This window comes from Elstera litoralis, assembly GCF_000963705.1.
Lineage (GTDB): Bacteria > Pseudomonadota > Alphaproteobacteria > Elsterales > Elsteraceae > Elstera > Elstera litoralis.
Window position 1 is genome coordinate 1 of the sequence record NZ_LAJY01000234.1, and the last position, 3,087, is coordinate 3,087.

Consider the following 3,087-nt stretch of genomic DNA (forward strand, 5'->3'; position numbering starts at 1 on the left):
GGGACATAATCGTTGCCAGTAATCAACTCCAAGGCCGCGCTGGCTTTAACCGGCAGGATCAAGGCAACGCCGAGCAGGATGCCGCGATAAAGGCGTTGCAGAGGGGCGCTCATCAGCTACTCCTGTCTCATGATGCGATCCGAACGTAGAAGAGAGTATGCAAATAAAATGGTCTACCTCGCTTTAGAAACCTTTAAAATCGACCGTCGCGCTTAAAAAAATGGCATAGGACGCCGGGTTATAGACTTTCAATCAAGCGCAGGAAACCCAAAACAGGCCTCGGGGCGGTTTTGCTTGACGCTGCCGGTGAGGAGGGGTATGAAGCCGCCTCTTCCGCGAGGAATGCCCGGCAGGGCGTTTCTAGCTCCCATAGGTCTATGGGAGTCAGCACGCGAAGGCTCGGTAATTTTTATTCGGTGAGAGCTGCTATGTCGAAGCGTATCCAAGCGAAATACAAGATCAATCGCCGTCTGGGCGTCAACCTCTGGGGCCGCGCCAAGTCGCCGCTGAACAAGCGCGAATACGGCCCCGGCCAGCATGGTCAGCGTCGTCGGAAGCCGACCGACTACGGCACCCAGCTCCAGGCGAAGCAGAAGCTGAAGGCTATTACGGCAATATCGGCGAGCGCGCGTTCCGCAAGCTGTATCAGGAAGCCGTGCGCCGTAAGGGCGATTCGGGCGAAAACCTGATCGGTCTGCTGGAGCGCCGTTTGGATGCGGTCGTCTACCGCCTGAAGTTCGCCGTCACCCCCTTCGCGGCCCGTCAGCTCGTGAGCCACGGCCATGTGAAGGTGAATGGCAAGCGCGTCAACATCGCCTCCTATCAGATCAGCGATAACGATGTGATCGAATTGACCAGCAAGGCCAAGCAAATGGCCGTGGTCATGGAAGCCCAGGCTTCCGGCGAACGCGACGTGCCGGATTATTACGATTACGATCAAGCCAACGCCAAGGGCAAGTTCCTGCGCGCGCCGAAGCTGGCCGATGTGCCGTATCCGGTGCAAATGGAACCGAACCTCGTGGTCGAATTCTACTCGCGTTAATCGCGACCGATCTCAGGATCAAAAACCCCCGCCGAGGCTGCCTCGGCGGGGGTTTTCCTTTTTGGGAGGGGCGTGCCGCTACGCTGTCGCCATTCGGGCTTTGCGCACCAGCTCGCTTGTATAGAGCGCAAGACTGAGCCAGATGCAGCCGAAGGCAATTGCATGGCCCTGCGTGAAGGTTTCGCCGTAGATGGTAATCCCCAGCAGGAACTGGCCCGAGGGGGCGATATATTGGAAAATCCCCACGGTGGCATAGGGCAGGCGGCGCGCGGCGGCAACGAAGGCCACCAGCGGCACAATGGTGACGATGGAGGTGCCCACCAGCAGGGCCGAGAGCCCCGCCGACGGGAAGATCGCATCCAGCCCAGCAGGGTCGCTGACGCCGCGCCACGCGAGCCAGGCGAAACAGGGGCCGAAGACCAGCAGCGTTTCGAAAAATAGCCCGACCAAGGGGTCGACCGGCGTCAGTTTGCGCATCAAGCCGTAGAGCCCGAAGCTGATGGCGAGCGTCAGCGCGATCCAGGGGAAATGGCCGCCGCCGAGCACCAACCCAACCACCCCCACCGCCGCAATGGCAACGGCGATGCCCTGGCGGGGCGTGAGGCGCTCTTTGAGCACCAACATCCCGAGCACGACATTCACCAGCGGATTAATGTAATAACCCAGGCTGGAGTCGAGCATATGGCCGTTGCTGATCGCCCAGAGCCAAACGCCCCAGTTGGTTGAGATCAACACGCCGGAGATTACCAACCGCCCCAATAGCTTTGGCTGCCGGGCGGTCGCCAGAACCTGCCGCAAGCGCCCGCTGACCGCGACGATGAGGGCAAGGGCCAGCAGCGTCCAGACGATGCGATGCGCCAGCATATCCGGCGTGGGCACCGCGTCCAGCAAGCGGAAGTAGACGGGGGCGAGCCCCCAGCAGCCAAAGGCCAGGAGGGCGTAAAGATAGCCTGCGGTTGGCGGGGCGGCGGAGGGGGGCATCAGGCACCTAAACTCTGTTAAGGAAAAACCCTAACAGAGCCCTCCGCAAAAGTTTTCCTGCGAAACCTGCGGGTCAGCCTCGGCGTTTCCCGCACGCGGCGTTAGAGAATTTGCGCCACCTGATCGAAGGCGAAGCGCGCCGCGCGCGGGCGGAGTTTGCTGGCGTCGGCATAGCCTAAGGCACAAATGAAATTGATGCGGTAGGGCGTGCCGGCGAAGAAGGTTGCGTCAATGCCCGCCGCATCAAAGCCGCCCATCGGACCGCAATCGAGGCCCAGCGCCCGGGCGGCGAGGATGAAATAGCCGCCCTGAAGCGATCCACTCTGCCGGGCCGCGTCCGAAATCGCGCGCTCATTGGTCGGATCGTACCAGCTTTTGGCATTGGAGCCGGGGGCCAATAGGTCGAAATGCTCATAGAACTCCAGATCGACGCCAATCAGCGCTGTGACCGGCGCGGCTTCCACCGAGGCGCGATTGCCGCGTGAGACAAGGGCGACCAGCTTCGCCTTCTGCGCGGGGCTGCGGACGAAGACCAGCCGCATCGGGCAGCAGTTACCGGAGGTCGGCCCCCATTTGGCGAGATCGTAGACGGCGCGCAGGGTTTCATCGCTCACCGGCGCATCGGTCCAGGCACGATGGGTGCGGGCCTCGGTGAAGAGGGCCGCGAGTGCGCTTGTGGCAAGAGGTTCGGACATAAAGCCTCCCTTTCAGAAAAGTTCTTAGTTGAATCCGAAAACGACAAAACCGCCCAGGAGAAACTCCAGGGCGGTTACCATGCCGTTCCGAGGCCCCTTGAAGCAGGGGCTGGGAAAAAGCTGGGCTTAGAAGCCTTCGCGTTCCAGCCGCTTACGCAGCAGTTTGCGATAGCGGCGAACCGCTTCAGCCTGTTCGCGCGCCCGACGTTCCGAGGGCTTCTCGAAATTACGACGCAACTTCATTTCACGGAAAATCCCTTCACGCTGCATTTTCTTCTTCAGCGCGCGCAGGGCTTGATCGACATTATTGTCGCGGACGATCACATGCACGGTTTAACTCACGCCCCTTTAAACTTGATCGATGGAACC

General features: G+C 60.7%; 3 protein-coding genes and 1 pseudogene. 1 reads left to right on the forward strand and 3 read right to left on the reverse strand.

Translation table 11 applies throughout. The features are described from left to right. Positions 1-428: 428 nt before the first annotated feature. Positions 429-1,042, forward strand: a pseudogene (rpsD, locus tag VZ95_RS09980) (30S ribosomal protein S4). Positions 1,043-1,120: 78 nt separating this feature from the next. Here the strand turns inward: rpsD and rarD are convergent. From rarD to rpsU, 3 genes are all read right to left on the reverse strand, one after another. Beyond that, a complete protein-coding gene (gene rarD / locus VZ95_RS09985; RefSeq protein WP_045775714.1) occupies positions 1,121-2,023 on the reverse strand; it encodes an EamA family transporter RarD in 903 nt (300 codons plus the stop codon). Positions 2,024-2,124: 101 nt separating this feature from the next. After that, the gene (locus tag VZ95_RS09990; protein ID WP_045775715.1) at positions 2,125-2,718 is read right to left on the reverse strand and encodes a malonic semialdehyde reductase; all 594 of its coding nucleotides are present in this window, start codon (positions 2,716-2,718) and stop codon (positions 2,125-2,127) included. Positions 2,719-2,844: 126 nt separating this feature from the next. Then, complete coding sequence (gene rpsU, locus VZ95_RS09995; protein ID WP_045775716.1) at positions 2,845-3,048, reverse strand: 30S ribosomal protein S21; 204 nt, start codon at positions 3,046-3,048, stop codon at positions 2,845-2,847. Positions 3,049-3,087: the final 39 nt, after the last annotated feature.

Bases quoted from the DNA above. Each gene is read 5' to 3' on its own strand.
- VZ95_RS09990 (WP_045775715.1), bottom strand. From the start codon at position 2,718: ATGTCCGAACCTCTTGCCACAAGCGCACTCGCGGCCCTCTTCACCGAG.
- rarD (WP_045775714.1), bottom strand. From the start codon at position 2,023: ATGCCCCCCTCCGCCGCCCCGCCAACCGCAGGCTATCTTTACGCCCTC.